The organism is Chryseobacterium sp. P1-3 (assembly GCF_000738495.1).
GTDB classification, from domain to species: domain Bacteria; phylum Bacteroidota; class Bacteroidia; order Flavobacteriales; family Weeksellaceae; genus Chryseobacterium; species Chryseobacterium gallinarum.
The window spans coordinates 1-20849 of the sequence record NZ_JPEQ01000027.1; the positions used below are offsets into that span (position 1 = coordinate 1).

18 protein-coding genes, 1 tRNA gene and 1 pseudogene are annotated in these 20849 nt (G+C 35.1%); 13 read left to right on the forward strand and 7 right to left on the reverse strand.

Annotated features, from left to right (window positions below):
• Window positions 1–1000: thiamine pyrophosphate-binding protein (locus HX13_RS21305; RefSeq protein WP_262483595.1), on the reverse strand; the 1000-nt coding region annotated here is incomplete at its 3' end.
• Window positions 1001–1427: 427 nt separating this feature from the next.
• A complete protein-coding gene (locus tag HX13_RS22325; RefSeq protein WP_128572557.1) occupies window positions 1428–1625 on the reverse strand; it encodes a hypothetical protein in 198 nt (65 codons plus the stop codon).
• 348 nt (window positions 1626–1973) lie between these two features.
• On the opposite strand from HX13_RS22325, the gene thrA reads away from it, so the two are divergent.
• From thrA to HX13_RS25825, 7 genes are all read left to right on the forward strand, one after another.
• On the forward strand, window positions 1974–4418 hold the full coding sequence (gene thrA / locus HX13_RS21310; protein WP_050022711.1) for a bifunctional aspartate kinase/homoserine dehydrogenase I: 2445 nt from the start codon (window positions 1974–1976) through the stop codon (window positions 4416–4418).
• Window positions 4419–4499: 81 nt separating this feature from the next.
• Window positions 4500–5381, forward strand: a complete 882-nt coding sequence (locus tag HX13_RS21315; RefSeq protein WP_238555611.1) for a homoserine kinase — start codon at window positions 4500–4502, stop codon at window positions 5379–5381.
• Between the two features lie 71 nt (window positions 5382–5452).
• On the forward strand, window positions 5453–6640 hold the full coding sequence (gene thrC / locus HX13_RS21320; RefSeq protein ID WP_316931374.1) for a threonine synthase: 1188 nt from the start codon (window positions 5453–5455) through the stop codon (window positions 6638–6640).
• A gap of 39 nt (window positions 6641–6679) precedes the next feature.
• Window positions 6680–7048: a dihydroneopterin aldolase gene (gene folB, locus HX13_RS21325; RefSeq protein ID WP_050022713.1), complete on the forward strand. Its 369-nt coding sequence runs from the start codon at window positions 6680–6682 to the stop codon at window positions 7046–7048.
• A gap of 34 nt (window positions 7049–7082) precedes the next feature.
• Window positions 7083–8447 carry a DUF4403 family protein gene (locus tag HX13_RS21330; protein WP_082129125.1) on the forward strand — a complete coding sequence of 455 codons (1365 nt, stop codon included), beginning with the start codon at window positions 7083–7085 and terminating at the stop codon, window positions 8445–8447.
• Between the two features lie 196 nt (window positions 8448–8643).
• Window positions 8644–8714: transfer RNA gene (locus HX13_RS21335), tRNA-Cys, on the forward strand.
• 1032 nt (window positions 8715–9746) lie between these two features.
• On the forward strand, window positions 9747–9881 hold the full coding sequence (locus HX13_RS25825; protein WP_262483596.1) for a hypothetical protein: 135 nt from the start codon (window positions 9747–9749) through the stop codon (window positions 9879–9881).
• 455 nt (window positions 9882–10336) lie between these two features.
• Here the strand turns inward: HX13_RS25825 and HX13_RS21340 are convergent, their stop codons facing one another.
• Entirely contained in the window at window positions 10337–10780 is a 444-nt protein-coding gene (locus tag HX13_RS21340; RefSeq protein WP_050022714.1) for a hypothetical protein, read from the reverse strand.
• Between the two features lie 337 nt (window positions 10781–11117).
• Here HX13_RS21340 and HX13_RS21345 point away from each other — a divergent pair, with 337 nt between their 5' ends.
• From HX13_RS21345 to HX13_RS21370, 6 genes are all read left to right on the forward strand, one after another.
• The gene (locus tag HX13_RS21345) at window positions 11118–11681 is read left to right on the forward strand and encodes a glycine zipper family protein (protein ID WP_238555612.1); all 564 of its coding nucleotides are present in this window, start codon (window positions 11118–11120) and stop codon (window positions 11679–11681) included.
• 54 nt (window positions 11682–11735) lie between these two features.
• A complete protein-coding gene (locus tag HX13_RS21350) occupies window positions 11736–13370 on the forward strand; it encodes an LIC_10190 family membrane protein (RefSeq protein ID WP_050022715.1) in 1635 nt (544 codons plus the stop codon).
• Window positions 13371–13420: 50 nt separating this feature from the next.
• A complete protein-coding gene (gene aroC / locus HX13_RS21355; RefSeq protein WP_050022716.1) occupies window positions 13421–14491 on the forward strand; it encodes a chorismate synthase in 1071 nt (356 codons plus the stop codon).
• Window positions 14492–14506: 15 nt separating this feature from the next.
• Entirely contained in the window at window positions 14507–15070 is a 564-nt protein-coding gene (locus HX13_RS21360; RefSeq protein WP_050022717.1) for a thioredoxin family protein, read from the forward strand.
• A gap of 19 nt (window positions 15071–15089) precedes the next feature.
• Complete coding sequence (locus tag HX13_RS21365) at window positions 15090–15629, forward strand: TlpA family protein disulfide reductase (protein ID WP_050022718.1); 540 nt, start codon at window positions 15090–15092, stop codon at window positions 15627–15629.
• 83 nt (window positions 15630–15712) lie between these two features.
• The gene (locus HX13_RS21370) at window positions 15713–16054 is read left to right on the forward strand and encodes a YkvA family protein (RefSeq protein ID WP_050022719.1); all 342 of its coding nucleotides are present in this window, start codon (window positions 15713–15715) and stop codon (window positions 16052–16054) included.
• 2078 nt (window positions 16055–18132) lie between these two features.
• Here HX13_RS21370 and HX13_RS21375 read toward each other — a convergent pair.
• The 4 genes and pseudogenes from HX13_RS21375 to HX13_RS22690 all read right to left on the reverse strand — a co-directional run.
• A complete protein-coding gene (locus tag HX13_RS21375; RefSeq protein ID WP_050022720.1) occupies window positions 18133–18417 on the reverse strand; it encodes a hypothetical protein in 285 nt (94 codons plus the stop codon).
• 375 nt (window positions 18418–18792) lie between these two features.
• The gene (locus tag HX13_RS21380) at window positions 18793–19089 is read right to left on the reverse strand and encodes a hypothetical protein (RefSeq protein ID WP_238555613.1); all 297 of its coding nucleotides are present in this window, start codon (window positions 19087–19089) and stop codon (window positions 18793–18795) included.
• Window positions 19090–19578: 489 nt separating this feature from the next.
• The gene (locus HX13_RS21385; RefSeq protein WP_050022721.1) at window positions 19579–20013 is read right to left on the reverse strand and encodes a hypothetical protein; all 435 of its coding nucleotides are present in this window, start codon (window positions 20011–20013) and stop codon (window positions 19579–19581) included.
• 166 nt (window positions 20014–20179) lie between these two features.
• Window positions 20180–20849, reverse strand: a pseudogene (locus HX13_RS22690) (hypothetical protein); the annotation flags it as partial.

Genomic DNA, 20849 nt, shown 5'->3' on the forward strand with positions numbered 1-20849 from the left:
GTTTACAATTTCCAAGAACAGGCACATCTGCCTTTACATTCTTATTGATCTCAGCCTTATCAATATCCAGGTGAATAATTTTTGCCTGTTTAGCATATTCATCCAACCTTCCCGTAACACGGTCATCGAAACGCATTCCCACTGCAATCAGGACATCGCATTCATTGGTAAGGACATTGGGACCATAATTTCCGTGCATCCCTACCATCCCAACCGCCTGTGGATGATCCGTAGGGATTACCCCCATTCCCAATACCGTCCAGGCAACGGGAATCCCTGATTTTTCAGCAAATTCTAAAAATTCCTGTTCTGCTTTTCCCAGCATAATTCCCTGCCCGGCAATAATGAATGGTTTTTTCGCCCGGTTAATCATCTCAGCTGCCTGGCTAATTCTTTCCATATCCGGAACAGGATCCGGCTTATAGCTTCTCAGTGTATGGCAAGGCCTATAACCCTGATACAAAATGTGCTGCAGCTGGGCATTTTTGGTAACATCAATCAATACCGGACCCGGACGGCCGGATTTTGCTATATAAAATGCTTTGGCTAAAACTTCAGGTAGCTCATGGGCATCTGCTACCTGGTAATTCCATTTGGTCACAGGACTTGTAATATTCATCACATCAATTTCCTGAAAGGCATCAGTTCCCAGCAGGTGTTCAAAAACCTGGCCTGTGATGCATACCAGAGGGGTATTATCCAGTAAAGCATCTGCCAGTCCTGTTACAAGATTTGTTGCTCCGGGTCCGCTGGTGGCCAGTACAACGCCCACTTCTCCCGATGCTCTTGCCAATCCCTGTGCTGCATGTACTGCTGCCTGCTCATGGCGTACCAGGATATGTTCAAGCTTTCCCTGGTAATCATAAAGGGCATCATAAATAGGGATAATGGCACCTCCGGGATATCCGAAAACCGTTTTAACACCTTCCTGCAGGAAGGATTCAAGGATGATCCTACTCCCGCTGGTTTCTGTTTTTGTAGATAGATTTAAATTCTTCATGGTGTGTTTGTAAGATTATTCTGTTATACGGTTTTGGTGACCGATAACATGTAAGTTATTAGATAAGAGTATTTCGCACTTCTTCGTCAAAGGAATTATGCTTTGCCGGAGGAATACGTAGCCTGTATAAGAAATATACGATCTGAGTCAGTATAACTGAAAGGAATGTATTGGTCAGTATTTATAATACATTCTAAAAGGAGTTTGGGGAATGAGGGAATTTATCATAATTTGTTTATTTGGTATGGTAAAGCTATAAAAAACAATTTAATTCACCAAAAAATGATATCATTTTTTATAAAAATCATATTACTTACACAATTATGACACAATCTTCAATAATAATAAATATTTATTGTTATTTATTTACAATTTCAAGCAAAGAGTATTCAAAAAAAAACTGCGGAAATTCCGCAGTTTTTCAATTTTACATTTCACGTTCTGCAGAACATGCTATATCCACTAAAACCATTAGTTTACAACATTGCGGCAAAAGATAATAATCTTCGCATGACCGTGGCTGTCCCGGACCATAAGGTCCGGCAGGACAATATTCATAACATGTACCTATTCCTCCACCCAATGATTTTAATTTGTTTCTGTTTAGCTTTTTTAAATTTTTCATGGTATTTTTTTTATAATTACTATTATAAATATAAGATTTTTAACCCATTACCTTTACATTTATAACATGTATTTCTCATAAAAATGAAATATTATATATTCTTCCATACAATTTGTTATTTCAAAATAATTTGTACATTTGCTTCGTAACAATGAACTTTTCAAGAAACATATCTGATATTTCTGCACTGAAATCCTTTATTTCAGGCATATCTTCTGTTTCTATTTTCACAACTACAACAATTACTACCCCATAAAGGGGTAAATTTTCACATATTATTCCGGTACCCTGTACTCTTTTTTTTAAAGGGTCAACATTTCGTTTTATCCAACCTTTAATAAATAATTGATGAAAATTTTAAAATTTGGCGGAACTTCCGTCGCCAGTTCACAGAATATCTTACTGACAGAAAATATAATTAAAAAAGAATCTGTCAAGAATAAAGTTGTAGTAATCGTATCTGCCCTTCACGGTGTTACAGACGGATTAATCAAAGCTGCAGAATACGCTTCGGTAAAAAATGAGTCTTATCTGTCCATACTTAAAGAACTTGAGGAAAAACATTTACAACTCGTTAAAGAGCTCCTTCCTGTTCCGGAACAGAGCTCGTGGTTAAGTTTCACTAAAAAACATTTCAATGATATAGAAGAGATATATAATGGTATTTTTGTATTGGGTGAACTCACAGACAGAATAAAAGATAAAATAGCTTCATATGGGGAACACCTGTCTTCCAGCATCATTTCAGCCAGGCTTCAGTATAAAGGGCTGGATTGTGTATGGATGAATTCTGCTGCTCTTATCAAAACAGATGGCCGTTTTACTAACGCAAAAGTTAATATTGCCCTTACTGAAAAAAATATACAGGAATTTCTGAAAAACCATAAAAACCAGGTGATCATAGGCCCCGGCTTTATTGCCCGGGATGAAAATGGGAATGCAACCACATTAGGAAGAGGCGGTTCGGATTATACCGCTTCCCTTATTGCTGCCGCAATACATGCTGAAGAGCTACAGATCTGGACAGATGTAAGCGGGATGATGACGGCTGATCCCAGGCTCGTTTCTCATGCTAAACCCATTTCTGAAATATCATACCATGAGGCAATGGAACTTTCCCATTTTGGCGCCAAGGTTCTTTATCCTCCTTCCATACAACCTGTCATGTCAAAAAATATTGACCTTACAATTAAAAATACCTTTGATCCTGAAGCTCCTGGAACATTGGTTTCTCATCATGTCAAAGTAGAAGATAAACAACAGTTGGCAGCAGGAATCTCCAACATGAGCAATATCGTCCTTCTTACTTTGGAAGGGAGCGGGATGGTAGGCATTCCGGGCATTTCAGCAAAGCTGTTCCAGTGTCTCAACCATGAAAATATTAATGTAATCCTGATTACCCAGGGATCCTCGGAGCATTCCATTACCATAGCAATTAACGAGAAGGAGAAAATTATTGCGGAAAATGCCATCAATTTATCTTTTGCAGATGATATTAATTTAAAAAGAATTGCTCCTGTAAAAATTGAAAACAAGCTTTCCATTGTTGCCTTAGTAGGCGAAAATATGAAAAACAGAAGCGGGGTAAGTGCCAGGATGTTTGGATGCCTGGGAAACAACGGAATCAATATCAGGGCTATTGCTCAAGGCTCCTCGGAGAGAAATATCAGCATTGTTATCTCAGAAAATGATAGTAAAAAAGCAGTGAATGTCCTTCATGAAGAATTTTTTGAATCTGAAATAAAGCAGGTACATCTTTATCTCTGCGGAACAGGAAATGTAGGTTCGAAACTTGTGCAGCAAATCTATGATCAGAACCCATATCTGAGAGAAAATTTATTAATTAACCTGAGAATTGCAGGTTTATCCAACAGCCGCAGGATGATCTTCGCTGACAAAGGAATTTCACGGGAGGAATATGACAACTGGGCTGCATATGGCCAGGAAGCTTCCATCAATGCATTTGCAGAAGAAATTATCTCCCGGAATTTAAGAAACTCTGTCTTTGTAGATATTACAGCGAGTTCCGAAATTCCTGAGATCTATGAAAAACTGCTCAAAAGAAGCGTCAATATTGTTGCCTGCAATAAAATTGCAGCCTCATCCGGTTTTGAGCAGTATAAAACATTGAAAAACACTGCGAGAAACCATAGTTGTAACTTTTATTTTGAAACCAATGTGGGGGCAGGCCTTCCGGTAATAGGAACTATTAATGACCTGATTAAAAGCGGAGACAAAATCATCTCTATCGAAGCTGTATTAAGCGGAACATTAAATTTTGTATTCAATCATTATGATGGAAATAAAACATTTTCTGAAGTTGTAGCCCAGGCACAACGTGAAGGCTACACCGAGCCGGATCCAAGACTGGATTTATCAGGAACTGACGTAGCACGCAAGATCCTGATCCTGGCCAGGGAAGCCGGATATCCGCTTCAGTTTGAGGAAATTGAAAACATAAGTTTTCTGCCTGAAGCCTGTATGCAGGGAAGCGTAGAAAATTTTTATACAAAGCTCAGTGAACACGAAAGTCATTTTAAATCTTTATTTACCGCTGCCCAAAAAGAAGGTAAGATTTTAAAATACACAGCCGAATTTAAAAACGGAAAAGCAAAAGTGGGGCTGCAGCATATTGCTCCGGGGAATGACCTGTTCCATCTTTACGGAAAAGACAATATTGTCATTTTTAAAACTTTGAGGTATTCCGAGCAACCATTAGTCGTAAAAGGTGCGGGAGCGGGCGCTGAAGTAACTGCCAGCGGCGTTTTTGCCGATATCATACGTTCTGTTTAAAAACAATAAATATGAAAAAAATAAAATTAAAAAGTCCCGGCTACAGTAGCCAATTTAGTATGTGGATTTGACATCCTCGGAATGGCCATCTACGAACCGTATGATGAAATGGAACTTGCCCTGACAGACTCTCCTGAAATTATTATCAGGCACGAAGACCCGTTCGGGCTTCCTGAAGATCCATTGAAAAATGTAGCCGGTATCGTGCTTCTAAAAATACAGGAGCACCTTCAGCTTTCCACGGGTTTTGAGGTAACGATCCGGAAGCATATAAAACCCGGGAGCGGGCTCGGCTCCAGTGCGGCAAGTGCCGCAGGAGCCGCCTTCGGAGCCAATATTTTATTGGAAAACATATTATCTAAAAATGAAATGATCCATTTTGCTATGTTTGGGGAAGAATTAGCCTCCGGAGTACGCCATGCGGATAATATTGCTCCCTGTATTTACGGAGGAATTACCCTTGTAAAATCTACTGTTCCCCTTGATATTATTCCGCTGAATACTCCTGATTTATTTGTAACAGCCGTACACCCCCAGGTTGAAGTAAAGACTTCTGATTCAAGACAGATTTTAAAGAAAACTGTTTCTTTAAAAAGCGCTGTGGAACAATGGGGAAATATTGCAGGACTTGTAGCCGGAATTCAGAAAAATGATATTCCGCTTATCGGTAGAAGCCTTAACGATGTCATCATAGAGCCGATCCGAAGTATTTTAATTCCGCAATTTGATGAAATTAAAAGTAAAAGTTTGCAGTCCGGGGCATTGGGTGGAGGAATTTCAGGATCCGGCCCTTCAATTTTCATGCTCTCTGAAAAAAAGGAAACTGCAGAAAAAATAGCCCGTCTGATGAAATCCATTTATGACAACATTGGCATTGAAAGCTACGTATACATTTCAAAAATAAATCCGAAAGGAATAGAGCTTATTGAAAACCAAATAAAAAAGACAGATGAAATATTATAATTTAAAAGACCGTCAGGAAAAAGTCGGTTTTAAAACCGCAACAATAAAAGGACAAAGGAAAAGAAAAAGGGTTGTTTTTTCCGGAAAAGATCCCTCAGTTTGAAAATAAATTCATTCAAAACCTTCACCGGCTCCCTGATGCTGAAATCGCTTACCAATGTATGAAAGATTTTGTCGGGGATGAAATTCCCGGGGAAATACTTCAAAAGATCGTTTCAGAAACAGTTAGCTTTGATATTCCTTTGAAAAAGATCAGTGAAAATATATCAATCCTGGAACTGTTCCATGGCCCCACTTTAGCTTTTAAAGATATCGGAGCGAGATTTATGAGCCGCTGCTTATCCTATTTCCTGAAAGATCGTCAAAAAAAAGTAACCGTTCTTGTTGCCACTTCCGGTGATACCGGAGGTGCTGTTGCCCATGGTTTTTACAATATTCCGGAAATAGATGTAGTAATCCTATATCCCCAAAACAGGGTAAGCCCCGTTCAGGAGAAGCAACTTACAGCCTTAGGACAAAATATCTTTGCCCTGGAAGTAAACGGAAGTTTTGATGACTGTCAGAATCTTGTTAAGCAGGCCTTTTCAAATGAAGAAATCAATGACCGGTTATGGCTTACCTCAGCTAATTCTATTAATGTAGCCAGATGGCTTCCTCAACAAATCTACTATCTGCTTGCCTTAAAACAGTGGCAGCAACAGGAAAATGAGCGTCCTGTAATATGCGTTCCCAGTGGTAATTTTGGGAATATCTGTGCCGGGCTTCTTGCGCACTTCAGAGGCCTTCCTGTAGATCATTTTGTTGCGGCCTGTAACGCGAACGATTCTATCCCGAACTATTTAAAGACTCAGAATTTTAATCCACAGGAATCTGTTGCTACCCTTTCCAATGCTATGGACGTAGGAAATCCCAGTAACTTTGTAAGAATCCTGGAACTTTTCAGCCATCAATTTGATTCTTTAAAAAATAAAGTATCCGGATATTCTGTTGATGATAAAGAAACGCTGGATACCATTACAAAAGTCTACGAAGAGTACAGATACATTCTCGAGCCTCACAGCGCAGTAGCATTTGCTGCCATGTTACAATATCTGAATGAAAACCCTCATAAAAAAGGATTCATTTTAGGAACTGCCCATCCTGTGAAATTTCCTGAAGCGGTAGAGAAAGCAACCCGGACAAAAATTAAAATCCCTGAATCTTTACATCAACTGATGATTAAAGAGAAAAAAAACTGTCAAAATAAATTCAGACTTTGAAGAATTAAAACGATTTTTGCTTAATAAAAACGAAAAGCAATGAGCAAAATATATCTTGAAGATGTAAAAATATATGCCTACCATGGGGTTTTGCCTGAAGAAAATAGTATAGGAACCTATTATATCTTAAATGCAGAACTCCACACAGACCTGTGGAAAGCTGCCGAATCTGACGATCTGAACGACACTATAAGTTATGCGGATATCAACGATATTCTTCATCAGGAAATGAAAATAAAATCGAAATTACTGGAGCATGTGGCAGGAAGAATAATCTCAAAAATTCACGAACGTTTTCCGCAAATTGATTACATTAAGCTTACAATTACCAAAACAGCCCCTCCTATGCAGGGAGAAATGAAAGGAGCCAGTATTGAACTGGAAAAAGGTTTTAAACCGGAGCTTTAAAATGATTATTTTCGTTCCATAAAAAACATTACAATTGAAATTTTTAAAAATAGTACTTTTAGCAGCATTTATCAATACATTCGGACAGGCCGGTGTTGATAATCAATTAGCCGACTATAATTTTCCAAAGATCAAATCCAGCATTACCATGCCGGTAACGATTCCGCTTTCGGAGCTGAGTAATATGATCAATGCTTCCGTAAAAGACCTTATCTATCAGGATGACTCTTATACGGATAACAATAATGACCAGTTTAAAGTAAAAGTCTGGAAAACAAGGCCAATCCGGCTGGTAGGAGGTACCAATCAGAATCTGCTGATAGAAGTTCCCCTGAAAATCTGGGCAGAAAAAGGAATCGGAACCTTAGGAGTCTATACCTACCAGAATACCACTTTTGAAACGGTAATGTCTTTTAATACAACCGTTAATTTCAGAAACAACTGGACAATCACTACTTCTACCAGACCCAACGGCTTCAGATGGGTCACAAAACCCGTTCTGGATTATGGAAGAATACAAATTCCCATTACGCCTGTTGTTGAGAAAAGCCTGAGGGAGCAGCAAGAGAAATTTTGTAAAACAATTGACCAGCAGATGGCTACTCAATTAAATTTCCAGCAATATGCCGTAATGGCCTGGAATACATTCCTACAGCCTTTTAATATTTCGGAGGAATACAATACCTGGCTCAAAATAAGTCCTGTTGGTGTTAACCTTACTCCTTTAAAATTTTATGGGAATCAGATTAATACTACCCTCGGTATTGATATCTATTCTGAGACTTTTACAGGAAGTAAGCCCGCAGCATCTTCACCGGTAACCACAGCAGCCAATTTCAATTTCTCTCCTACCGTAGCTGACAATTTTATTTTACAGACTACTGCCAATATCCCTTTTACAGAAGCCAGCAATATGGCCAGAAAAACATTCCTGAATAAGGAATTTGACATCAGGGATTCAAAAGTAAAGGTAACTGATGTCAGGGTCTATGGTATAGACAGCAGAATTGTGATTGAAGCCCAGACCGAAGGATATATTAAAGGTACATCCATTATTTCAGGAATACCGGTGTATGATGAAACCAAAAGGAAAATCGTCTTGTCCGATACCAAATTTAAGCTAAAGACAACCAATATCTTACAAAAAACAGCCTCTCTGCTGTTTCAGGGAAAAATTGTAAAAATGATTGAAGAAGAATATGGTATTCCAACCCAGGAATTGGAAGAAACTTCCAGAAAAAGTATCGAAGATGCTTTTAATAAGGAATATTATAAAGGATTAAAGATGAGTGGAAAAGTTTTCAATCTTAAACCCGGCAAAATCCTTATGAACAATACAGGGATCACTGCTGTGATTAACACCAATGCCGCATTGAAACTTGTGGTCAACGGATTCTAAAAACGAAGAGAAAGCATGTAACAATTAACAGACATGATAGCTGGAGTAAGAAAAGAGTTATTAACTGTAAAAAATTATCATTCTGAAAAACAGACAAAAAGCAAAATCGAGGAACTCAGAAGGAAAGAAATTCTCTAAAAACTTTTGTTCATAAAGAATTTTTGTTATATTTGCACACCTCAAAAATGGTAAACAGGGTACTTTGGCCGAGTGGCTAGGCAGTGGTCTGCAACACCATCTACAGCGGTTCGAATCCGCTAGGTACCTCACCAAAAACCTCTAATTTACGTTAGAGGTTTTTTTTTGTTGCCATATGATATATAGGATCAGTGGAAAAATTGGGAGCTACGCATCGTTAAATTCTCATAAAAATATAATAGGTTTAAACATAATCAATTATATAAAAGGCCAGATCCTGATCAATCACGGATCAAGCGCAAAAGTTGTGGTCTTATAATATTTAGATCTATTTAATTTTTAAAATTCACCCAAAGATTTCGTTTTGATTACTCTTTATTTTAAGTAAGCTAAGAAATGAATCGATTTTTAATCGCTTCTGATGAAGCGACTTTGCATGTGCTTAGTCAGCAGCTATGCTGACTTCTTTGCCTATTTGAAATAGAACATTATTTTTTTTTAAAAATTTGCGTGAAAAACGATCTCAATAATTTTGACGCTAATCAATAATGAACAGAATTTTTTACATTCAGACCCAATTTATTATGTCACCAACTTTTGCTCCTGATCCTCAATCACTTTACATTTAAGTGAGCAAATAGAGCGACCATAACATGAAATAAAAAACTTGCGTTACATTTAAAATGCTGAAAGCTGGAAGTAAGATACTGGAAGTTACTTTCAGTTATAATGACTGTAGTCAACCAGATGAATGTTTATTCTTAGAGCTCCATGACTTCCATCTCCCAGCTTCATCTGAAATCAGGAATTTCATCCCGAACTGACGTTAAATATTTTCTATATAAAACAAAAAATCCCCGGAAATTCCGAGGATAAAAACTAATAACCATGAAAACTCAAATTAAACATGAGTTGCATTTCTATATTGAAAAATCGTGCCAAGAATGATAACTTTTGAAAAAAAATTACTTTTTTTCAGTTTATCGGACACAAAGGCGCTAAAATACAAATATTTAACGATACTTTATTTTTTTCAAAAAAAAATAATTTGTATTATAAGAAAAAAAAGTCTGAAAAAAGCAATAAGGAGCTTATAAGTATAATATTCTATATGATGTTAGAATAATTATCCTATAAATAATAAAAAATATCCGATATACTTTGCTGATACCATTAAAAAGAAGGAATATCAGAAAAATCAATAACCAGGCTATTCCCGATTCTTATACCAGCTCACAGGAAATTTACAGGCTGAATTATCAAACGAATACATTCATCGTCTGGTCAATAAAATAAAGGTTACATTTAATTTAATACTACCCTTTATTTTAATTTTATTGGTTACCAAGGCAGACCATATATTAATTCAACTGTATTTTTGAGATCATGCAATTCTGCCTGGCTCTCAAATTCTGAAACTAACCCGCTTTATCCTGATCGAGAATAGAAATGGCCTCCTTCCGGAGGCCTAAAAAACACAAATGATGAAAAAAATCTATTCAGAAAAATCCAAACAGAATATTGTAAATACCTACTGGTGCTTTCTGTTATTAAACCGGATCCCGATCAGTGATGATTTTCAGAATCCAATAACATCCGGACATTCCAGGCATTAAAGTCTTATAAAATTAATGGTAGCCAGTAATCAAATCGTATTATAACAACCTGAAAAGATTATTCATGACCATTCCATTAAAAAATCCTCATGTGAGGATTGGTAAATTTAATTAAATATTTTGTTTCTGCAAACTTTATTCTGTCCAAGTTATCGGAATATAAACAGTCACATATCCATCAGCGTCCACCTGCGCATCTGATACCGTGGCTACAACCGACCCATACCCTGTCCAGCCTCCCTGTCCCTGCATCGCTGAAAACGTATATGTTCCGGCAGGCAATCCTTCATAATACTGTGGAAGAGATTGAAACCCACCTCCATAATAAGTATCATAAACTTCTCCTGTAGCCATATTCTCAGCAATAAAACTTCCCACATCATGATTTCCCGAAAGTATTTTTGTTCCGTTTTCAGAAATAAGACCATAACGGATTTTATAGGTCTGAGCTTTTGGCGCCTCTCCTGATACTTTAGAAGGAGCCACACGTTGATTTTCTACTACATCACTGGATGTAAATGAAAAGGTAACAGCCAATAGTCCTGCAAAAGCTGATACTGCAAAAAATGATTTTTTCATAATTAGAATAATTTGGTTATTCAAAAATAATCAACTTATATTAATTAAATGAAAACTGCGGATGAACAAACATTTATAAATAAAAAATTCCCCGGGTTAATCGGGGAACTATGATGAATCTCGTTTAGAAGATTAATTTTCATAACTGAAAATTATATATTCTACGACAAACATTATGCCCAATTAAGGTTTACATCAGTTTTTTAATATGAAATTTGTCAGGATTTCTAAATGATTTAACGCTAAAATTGAATTTTAACTTTCTTTAACTAAAATTTGGCTTCATAATTGAAAATAAAACTAAAACTAAAGTCGTTTGGCTTAAGCTTATTAAAATTTGAATTATGAAAAAGATAGTATTAGCAGGTTTTTTTATCCGTTTTTTTTAATAACAGCCTGCAAGAAAGATGACAGAACTGCTGAAAAGTCTTTGGATGAACAAAAGCTTGAATTTCAAGCCAGACAGCTGGAAATAGAAAAGCAAAAACTGGCTATTGAAAAAGAAAAACTGGTATATGAGGCACAAAAGAAAGCTGACAGTATTTCGGAAAGTAAAAAAGCAAAAGCAGTAGCAGCACAAAACAATTCAAAGCCACAGGTCATAAGAGAAACCAGAACCGTATACAGAGATAGAAGATCAGGCTCTAGCTCAGGAGATGGTAACGGGACTTATGCCAATAACGGAACCGGTACTTCACAAGGAACTACTCAGAAAAAAGGGATGAGTAAGGCAGCCAAGGGTACTATTATCGGAACCGTAGGTGGGGCGGCAGTGGGCGCCATTGTTGCTAAGAAAAACAGAGGACTTGGAGCAGTTATCGGGGGAGTTGTAGGTGGAGCTACAGGATACACCATCGGTAGATCACAGGACAGAAAAGACGGAAGAGTACAACCCAGATAATTTTTAACAATAAACTATATAAAGATTGCTTATTTTTAGGCAATCTTTTTTTTTATGATATTACTCCTGTTTTCTACGGTTTTTATTATTCCTGTTCTGATGGGCTGGGGAAAACTCATGGAAAATATATCTGGTCCGCTTTTCAGGGGAACCGCAGGAAAAATGTTACTCGGTATTTTTGGAATCAGTTGGGTATGGACTATCCTTTGCTTTTTTATTCCTTTAAATATATATGCAGAAATCTCGGTAATTTTAATAGGCCTATTATATTTTTTCAAGGATAAACTCTACCAATCCATTTATTCCTTTTCAAAAAAGGATACGATTTTAATAGGAGCCATTTCCTCTGTCATTCTATTGGCAGGGTCCTTTTATCCTTATATATTAGATCATTTCGGGTATTATATTCCAAGCATTAAATGGCTAACGGAGTATGGGATCATCAGAGGAATTTCCAATCTGGATTTTATTTTAGGCCAGATGTCTCTGTGGCACATTTTCCAAGCGGGATTTTCAAATTTCTCAGATCCTTTTTTAAGGATTAATACAGTGATACTGGTCATTTATGGGATCTACAGTATTGAGAAAAAAGGTTGGATTCACCTTTGTTTTCTTCCTGTCTTATTATTGTTTTCCCAATCCCCGAGTCCTGATCTTCCGGTGATTATTTTTTCTTTAATTCTTTTACATGAAATCATAGCCGGAAATAAAAATATAGCGCTGCTTTTTGCCTTTTCAGTTTTTGTCTTGGCAATAAAACCCACCATGATATGGTTGCCTGTTTTAGTTTTCTTCTACGGGACCTTTATTATTAAATCGAAATTAACATCTTTTTTTCCGGGATTGTTCATTCTCTTCCTTTTCTTCTTTAAAAATATATGGACCTTTGGATATCCTGTATTTCCAATTGCTATCGGAGACCTGGAAATGCCATGGAAACCTAATCCTGAAGTTTTAAAAGTTTCTTCGCAATATGCTGTTCAAAAGACCTATGATATGCAATATTCTTATGAAGAAATACAACAGTTTTCCGCATTTGATTATATCAAAAACTGGCTGTCCTTAAAAGGAATAAAATCAAAAATCAATATTCTTTTTGTGGTAAGCCTCATCTTTTTTTCCATCCACACCTGTATAAGGAAAAAGAAACTTATTACTCTAATATACGTTTCGTTATTGATCAAAAGTATTCTTATTCTGGCTTTTTCTGCCCAGTACAGATTTTTTATCGATGTATTTTTTGTTATCTTTTTTGTGGTATTGTATGACTATTTTGACCGGAAGAAATCCATCATTGTTTTTTCAATCATAAGTTTGATCATGATTTCACTGTTATCTTTCCCTGCTCTTATTCAGCAATATCTTCCAAGTTTCAGGCTAGGAAATTTCATCGCGGGCTTTGACAGCAACCAGATCTATAAGCCGGGAACTTATGAGTATAATCATTTTGATTCTTTTCAGACCGGAAACCTACAATTTAATGTTTCTAAGGATTACCCCTATAATTTTGATACTCCGCTGCCAGCCATCTCGGTCAGCTATATTTTTGATGATGCTAAATCAGGTATTTTTCCGCAACTGGCAGACAAAAAAAACATCAGAAAAGGTTTTATCTGGAAAAAGATGACGCCTCAGGAAAAAAAGGAAGTCCAAAATGTTATCAATAATATCAAAAACATTGATAAATAGAACAAATCCTGAAACTTTATTATCTGAAGAAAAAAAGGTAATTTTGTAACATGTTCAACACATTAGGTAATTTTCTAAGTCTTACGACATTTGGGGAAAGCCACGGAGTGGCTTACGGCGGTATCATCAATAATTTTCCGGCAGGTTTAACGGTAGATCTCGATAAGGTTCAATACGAACTGAACAGAAGAAAGCCCGGCCAGTCTGCCATTGTTACCCAAAGAAAAGAAAGCGACACCGTAAAGTTTCTTTCAGGGATTTTTGAGGGAAAAACAACAGGTACCCCAATCGGCTTTATCATTGAAAATGAAAATCAGAAATCAAAAGATTATGACCATATTGCCCAGGCTTATCGTCCGAGTCATGCTGATTTCACTTATGATCAAAAATTTGGGCTAAGAGATTATCGCGGAGGAGGAAAATCTTCAGCCAGAGAAACCATGAACTGGGTGGTAGCAGGGGCCTTTGCCAAACAGCTTCTCCCGGATATTGAAATCAATGCATACGTATCATCCGTTGGCGATATTTTCTGTGAAAAACCTTATCAGGCTCTAGACTTTTCTAAAACCGAAAGCAATGATGTACGTTGCCCGGATGCTGAAACTGCTGAAAAAATGATTTCGAGAATCAAAGAAATCAAGAAAGAAGGAAATACCATCGGTGGAACTATTACCTGTGTCATTAAAAATGTTCCTGTAGGAATCGGTGAACCTATATTTTCAAAGCTTCAGGCTGAGCTGGCAAAAGCCATGCTTAATATCAATGCCTGTAAAGGTTTTGAGTACGGAAGCGGTTTCTGTGGAGCTAAAATGACCGGAAAAGAGCATAATGATGCTTTCAATACAGATTTCACTACTAAGTCTAATCTTTCAGGAGGCATCCAGGGAGGAATTTCTAACGGAATGGATATTTATTTCCGTGTTGCTTTCAAACCGGTAGCCACTATTTTAAGACCTCAGGAAAGTATAGATAAAGAAGGAAATCCTGTCATTGTAGAAGGCAAGGGACGCCATGATCCATGTGTGGTTCCAAGAGCAGTTCCCGTAGTGGAAGCCCTGGCTGCATTCGTATTGGCAGACCTGTTTCTGATCAACAAAACAAGAAATATCAATAATTTTTAAACATATATATTGGTAATGAAAAATTACTGGGATAAGGGAATTTCTTTTGAAAAATACCTTCAGATTGCAAAAGAAAGATTAGAAAATCCTGCCAACCAACAGGAAGCAGATTATAAAAACTATTACGAGCTGGGACTTCAGAGAATGGACAGAACCCTGAAAAAGTATATTCCGGATGAAGACCAGCTGAAAGTATTGGCTGATAAAAATTTTGACGGAAAAATTTTAATTATTTCCGAAGCATGGTGTGGGGATGCAAGTGCAACTGTTCCGGCCCTTTTCAAATTTTTTGAAGGACACAATGAAGTCAGAATTTTTTTAAGAGACAGCGATAAAAGCCTGATCAATCAGTTTTTAACCAATGGTACGGAGTCTATTCCCAAAGTGATTATTCTGGACAAAGATTTTAATGTAAAGAATTCATGGGGTCCCCGTCCAAAATACGGCTACGAGTTACTGATGAAATATAAAGCAGATCCTGAAGCGTATCCTAAAGACAGTTTTTATAATGACCTGCAAATCTACTATGCGAAAAACAGAGGTAAGGACGCCGTTCAGGAAATTCTGGATTTGTTATAATGAACCCTAAAAATAGCGCATGAAAAAGAATATTATTTATCTTGTATTCATCATCATTATCGGTGTTGCTGTATTGGTACCGGGAATCAGGAATTTCCTGAAAGAACAATTCTTTCCGATTGCTACTATTGAAAATGCGGTACATATCAGTGAAGAAGATTATGATATAGACCTGAAGGGAATCAATGCTCCGAGCACCAATCTTAAAAATTTCAGGAATAAAGCTGTTTTTTTAAATTTCTGGGGCACCTGGTGTCCGCCATGCAGAAAAGAGTGGCCAAGTATCCAAAAGCTCTACGACTCCAGAAAAGAGCATGTAGACTTTGTACTTATTGCTATGAATGATAAGGAAGAGGATGTAAGAAAGTTTTTAAAGGAAAATAATTATACGGTTCCTGTCTATATTGCCCAAAGCCCGATTTCTGAAAAGATTCTTCCTAAAGTATTCCCTACTACATTCCTTTTGGATAAAACAGGTAGGATTATCATCAAGGAAGATGCTTCAAAAGACTGGGACACAGAGACTGTGCATCAGTTCATTGACAATATCATCAAGTAATTTTTAACTAAATTTATAATTTGTTGGTACAGGATTTGTGAAATTTATAGTGTTGAAAAAATTGATTTAAATCCGAACACAAAATGAAATATTCAAAATTAAATCTTGCAAAAGAAGCCATCAGCCACAAAGGTTTTGTAAAAAAAATCCCTGATATTTTCAGAATGGTTAAGATGTGGAGAAAAGGAACTTATCCTATGAAATCCATAGACATTATTCTTCCTTTATTGGGTCTTTTATATGTCATTTCCCCAATAGACCTTCTTCCCGAATTTGCCATTCCCGTTCTTGGAGTAATGGATGACCTGGCCGTACTGTCCCTGACGATTCCCAAACTCATCAAAGAGGTTGACAAGTTTCTACTCTGGGAGGCGGAACAAAAATACAGCGGAACCAAAATTATTGATGCTGAAATCGTAAAATAAAATAATTGTTTGTCATATTTGAAACCATCCGGATCAGGGTGGTTTTTGTTTACATCAAATTTTATCTGCCAGCGAACTTTAGTTTGTGCTATTTAGCATTATTAAAATTTACTTTATTTCAAGTGATAAAACAAAACCTTCACTATTGCGAAGGTTTTGTTTTTTATTCAGACACGAGCAAAATTCTCGCGCTAGTGGAGGGGAAACTAATTTTTATTATCAATTAAACTTTAATAATCGCTGTCTATATCTGCTATTGTTAAGTACATGTTTAATTATTGATTATCCGGAATTCCTCCATTATAACAAGTAATAGGTAAAATTTTATATTTTTTTATGAATTGATCCGCAAAATATTTTTCATAAGTTGGATTTACTCCTATACCTAAATATGCGGAATGATCTTTGTTGATAAAAACCATCCCTTTAGTTTTTTTTTAAATCATTCTTATTTTCAAAATAAAACCTGTAATCCCTACCTTCTTTTTGCAAAACAAAAGATAGCATTTCCTTATAGTTTTGTGTTTCATATTCAGTTTCACCAAAATATGGTGGGTATTCAAAAAATTTCGTATTCTGGCTCAAAATCATTTAACCAATCAGTAATAAAATCACAAATAATTTGATTGTTAACTTTATTAACATACACGTATAAATCAACTAATTCCATAATTATTTTGTTTTTAATCCTGCACTAATAAATTGACCTCCCAATGTTTCATAATAATAATAATAATAATAATAAGTTTTTTTGTCTTTTACAAACTCAAATATTCTTGCTTTAACAGTTCCATTCTTGCTTGCCCCCTGTGCATCCAAGATAAAAGCATTCTTGTATGAGTATCAAACCATCCTGATAAAGGTGCTCTGACGAAAAATAATTAGAAGTCTCGTTTATTGACATTTTTGCACTATTATGTTTTTTGATTTAAAATTCCTAAACTTCATCCATTTTGCTGCTTATAAAAACAGTTATGTCATTATTCTTATAATTAAAATTACTTATTACAACTTTTTCATCCTCATAATTTGAAAGATTATTTAATAAGTCTTCATAACCATGAATTTTCGAACCAATATTAATTTCACTTCGGGTTTTATATATTGAAATAGCTTTAACTTTACTAATTAATATATATTTGAAGTTGTTATTTGATTTAAATAATCAAAAATTATCAAAAACAAGTTGTCATCATAATTTGCTTTTTTTTGGAATAATGTCCTTAGTTGACTTATATCAGTTGTTTCCATATTTACTTTTTTTTAAATTAAAGAAAGTGTACCGCTAGCGCGAGCTTCTAGCGTGTTCTATTTAATATTTTTTAAATTTACATTTATTTCAAGCGATAAAACAAAACCTTCACTATTGTAAAGGTTTTTGTTTTTTTATTCAGACACGAGCAAGATGCTCGAACTAGTGAGGGAACTTTGCGTGCTGAAAGGTAAAATACGAATAAGCTGTTCTCAATAGCAAGGATGCAAAAATAATTGATCAATTATCATAAAAAATAATTCCTAGAATAATACTATAGTCTTCACTACTAAAAATAAAAACAACTTCTTTTATCTCCATCTATTACTGATAATAGTACGTTCTTTAGATTAGAATGTTTCATTCGCTTTACAGTTTCGGCTAAACCTTCAAAATATTTACCTTGATAAACACTAAAATCTAATCTGTCATTATATATTTCATACAAATGTTCTTTAGTCTCAGGAAATGATGAACTAAAAAATATCTTTCTGATCTTTTATCTTTTTAATATAATCTACAACTTGATCTAAATAATTTCTTATTTCATATAAATCATCTATTATTAAATCATTCATATATACTTAATCTTATTTCAAATATGGAGTCCAAGTTCCTGGCTCCAAGGTTTAATTGTTTGCGCACCCATCACAGGACCAAAGACTTGTACTTCTCCTTCGAAAGCCTTGAGACAGGAAAGGATTGCTTCAAAATTATTAAATCACAAACTTTTTTCTTTTTTTATTTATTTTGGGAGGGACAAAAAATAAATTTATCAAATTATCATAAAAAAATAATTCCTAGAATAGTACTATAGTCTTCACTACTAAAAAATAGAGCAACTTCTCTTATCTCCATCTATATAGGATAATCTTATATCATTTAATACTGAATTTTTCATTCGCTTCACCACTTCTCCTAAGCCTTCAAAATAGTGCCCTTGATAAATACTTAAATCTAGTCTGTCATTATAAATTTCATATAGATGTTCTCTCGTTTGAACAAATGAATCAAGAGTAATTCCTCTAGATTTTAATTTTTTTAAAAAAGATTCTATCTGATCTAAATAGTTTCTGATATCGTACAATTCATTTATTATATTGTCATTCATAATCCATTATTTTATATATGGAGTCCAAGTTACGGTATTCCATGGTTTAATTTTTTCAGCTTCAAAGATAGGACCAAATACTTGTACTTCCCCTCGCTAATGCGAGCTTCTAGCTCGTTCTATTTAACATTTTAAATTTACATTTATTTCAAGCGATAACACAAAACCTTCACTATTGCAAAGGTTTTTGTTTTTATTCTTGGTACGAACAGAATGCCCACGCTAGCGAGCCGAATAAAATATTCGTGTCAGTAGGAACTGTCCTAGAATTTACGCGATATAACTATTTATTTTTTTTTATAATAAATTACATTTTCATCTGCATTCACTTCTATAATAGTCTTATTTTCTTTTGTATAAATTGGACAAGAAAGTCTAATTAAAAAATCTTTTTACATCTTCTTCTGTCAAAAATTCTTCTAAATTAGAATCTTCATTATTATAAAAATTTAAAAAAATTATTCGATTTTTTTCCAATTCCCAAGTAGATTGTCCTTGATATTTCAAAGTTCCCTGTTTATTAAAAATCTTGTGAACGTAAATGTTTTTTTCTATTATTAAAGAATCTATTGTTTGAGTTCCTTCAAAAACGTATTTTCCTAAAATATCATCTTTCTGGGTTGAACATGAAAAAAGGAAAACTATAGTTGTTATAAAAAATATTTGCTTCATTTAAATATATTATTTTTATTTGTCCACCAAATTAATAAACTTTTTCCCGGTCCTTTACCATAAATAAATTCATCGTACAATAATCTCCCCACTAGCGCATGCTATTTAATATTTTTAAAATTTACATTTATTTCAAGTGATAAAACAAAACCTTCACTATTGCGAAGGTTTTTGTTTTTATTCTTGACATGAGCAGGATGCTCGCGCTAGCAGGGGAAACTAATCTTATATTTCCAAGATTGGTCCTATATACTGTTTTTTGAAACTAAACCTCTCACTAAGTTGTGAGAGGTTAGATTATTTACTTACTCAAAGTCAGGAGACTCTTGCGTAGCTGAGGTAGGTTATTTTACCTATGAAAACTTGTATTGTTGAACTAACATTCTTATTAAATTGGACTGGGTTTAATATTTTTTAACCTTATAAAAGAAGCAGGTGCTGGAACAATTGGCTTTTTTCCTATATTCTGTTTATTATTATTTTCATCAACTAGACATAGGCAAATATCACATTCAAAATTAATTTTTCCGAGCCAGCCTCTACAAAAACACGAAGATTATCATCACCATGACAGGGACAATTCTTATCTGATTTAAATATCAATAGATTGAAAAGCACATCCCTTACTTGTGTTATTGCACGTTCATATGTATTAATCTTAGGTTGTAAAATATCAAACTGAATTACATCTTTTAGGGAATACCAAACATGATCATCAACATAAAGTATATCTTCTACATTTAAATTTTCAAAATATTTTAAATAATCATCATAAAGATTCTGTATTTGAGCATCCTTTATTAATTGTATTTCTTTTGACCAATTTAACAATAGGTCAACTATTGAACGAGTAGTTAAACTATTTTTTCTTTGCTCTACATTTTGCTGTAGTTCTTTCCATTTTCTTAGTACAATATGGCTCATGGTGCTACTGGATATGTTGTTATTAAATTCCCTTTATAATCTGTAATTACGTTAATCCAAGAAGTAGCTACTCCTCCTTGTTTTAAGCTTGCATTACCAACTGTTTGTCCTACATCTACCGTTCTAAGAAACTGACCTCCATCCATGGCAGTTATAGGAGAGTTTATTACAGTCTTACTTTGTAAAATACTTTTAGTTCTTCCTCTGATATACTGAAAACAGATCTATTATTTCCTAAGGGTCTATTAAAATGACCATCAAGTACATAATCCCATCCAGCACTAACAGGTGAATTAGAACTAGCTCTTAAAGGGGTAAAAGCGGTACGACCCTTGGCAAGATTTATTCTAGATGCATCAGGTTTTACTAGTAAAGTTTGAAAGCCTTTCCCTTTTCTAACAACCACAAGGGCAAGAGCAGCTATTCTAACTTTGCCAACTCCATCTTGTAATGATTCATCTTGATAATCAAGCCATGTATCAAAAGTAGCCCATCCCGCAGAAGCGGCAAGATTACTTCCACCCATTAGGAAAGTCCCCATAGTAAAAGCCAGGTTTCTTTCAAATTTTTCTGTGGCAAGAGCAGCTTTACTATTTCTGATACCAAAAGCTAATCTATCCTGAGAACCATGATAAGCACTTAAGCTTTGGATTCCCATAAATGATAGCCTAGAATCACTGACATTTTTTGTCAACTTAATCTCACCAATTTCAATAGGATTATTAGGAGTAGAACCTTTCCTTGGTGGATCCTCCTCTCCAAGCATTCCGGTTGGATCATTAAATCTTATAGGATTTCCATAAACATATGAATATGGACTGTAAGCAAATTGTAAC